Annotated in this window: 2 protein-coding genes; both read right to left on the reverse strand. The window is 68.4% G+C overall.

From position 1 onward, the window contains the following. Window positions 1-18: 18 nt before the first annotated feature. Complete coding sequence (locus AAF481_20545; GenBank protein ID MEM7483556.1) at window positions 19-993, reverse strand: ABC transporter permease; 975 nt, start codon at window positions 991-993, stop codon at window positions 19-21. Next, window positions 993-1,583, reverse strand: a 591-nt coding sequence (locus tag AAF481_20550) for a hypothetical protein (GenBank protein ID MEM7483557.1), incomplete at its 5' end; no start/stop codon positions are given. The genes AAF481_20545 and AAF481_20550, both read right to left, overlap by 1 nt.

Here is a 1,583-nt window from a genome sequence, read left to right on the forward strand (position 1 = left end):
AGGGCGAGTTGCAGCCGCTTAGGCCGCACGGCGGCGCACTCGAATGCGTGGATCGCTGGCGTAGAGTAAGAGATCCGCCAGCAGATTGCCGAGGAGCAGGAACAGGGTCGACAGCAGCACCGCACCGATCACCAGGTGGACATCGCGCGCCAAGATCGCCCCCAGGAGCAGCGGCCCCAGACCGGGCCAGCTGAGGACCACCTCGACCAAGAGCGACACGCTGAGCAGCGACCCGAGCGACGCACCCAGAAGGGTGATTAGCGGATTGGCCGCCACAGGCAGAGCGTGGCGCAGGAGCAAGCGCCGCTTCCCCACTCCCCGGCGGCGCGCGACTTGCAGGTAGCGCTCCGGCAGCACCTCCGTCACGCTGGCGTGCACATGACGCGCCAGGACCGGGATCATGCCGAGAGTCAGTACCGTCGCCGGCAGCACCAGGTGGACGACGAGATCACCCAGGCGTGCCCAGAAGCCGAGCTGGTCCGCATCGAGCGACGCCATGCCGCCGGTCGGCAGCCAGCCGGTGCGCGCCGCCAGCCACAGGCCGAGTAGGGCGAGCAGCAGCTCGGGAATGGCGAGCAGGACCGACGTCGCTCCGGCGAACGCCGGTTGCACCCACCGCCACCGCGAGGCTGCGGCCCACAGACCCAGCGGCACGGCGATCAGCCAGGCGAGGAGGGTCGCCGTGCCGGCCAGAAGCAGGCTATTGCGGGCACGCGGCCACAGGAGGGGCGCCACCGGGCTGTCATAAGCGAACGAATAACCCAGCTCACCGCGGGCGACCGAGCCTAGCCAGCGGACATAACGTGTCACCAGCGGCTGATCCAACCCGTAGCGGGCCTGCATCGCCGCCACGGTCTCGGGCGGAATGCGCGGATCGAGCCGCAGATCGTCGAAGTAGTCTCCCGGAGCCAGCTCGGTCAAACCGAAAGTCAAACAAGAGACGCCGACGAGCAACAACAAACCGTGCCCGAGTCGGCGCAGAATCCAGAGCATCAGTTCTTGGCGACGTCCCTCGTCGTGTAGGCCATGCCGTCCGGCTCACGGCCGGCGGTGAGACGGCGGGCGATCTTGCCGGCGGCGATGTCGACCTCGGAGATCTTGTCGGCGTTGGCGTGGGCGATCCAGGCGCGGGTCGCATCCTCGTTGACCACCACGCCGATCGGCACCGAGCTCTTGCCGAAGCGATCACCGAACAGCCGGCCTTCGACGTCTTTGGCTTCGAGCTCCAGAGGGATAGAGGTCACTTTCCCTAGATCGTCGTCGTCGTAGATCGCCAGATCCCCCGCCTTGGCGCGGGTCACCAACACCTTCTTACCGGCCGCGGTGGCGCGGATCGGGAAGCCCGGTGACTCCAGGGTGGCGAGAGGCTCGAGGCTGCTGCCGTCGAGCACCGTCAGGTTGTCGGCGGCACGGTTGGTCACCCACACGTGGCCCGCCTCGGTCACCGCCACCCCTTCGGCGCCCTCGCCGGTGGCGATGTTGGCCACCCGCTCGCCCTCCTCGAGATCGATCACCGTCACCGAGCCGGAGCCGATGTTGGCGACAAAGGCGCGCTCGTCGCCCGGCCCCACCGCCACCATGTG

Source organism: Acidobacteriota bacterium (genome assembly GCA_039030395.1).
Classification (GTDB): Bacteria; Acidobacteriota; Thermoanaerobaculia; order Multivoradales; family JBCCEF01; genus JBCCEF01.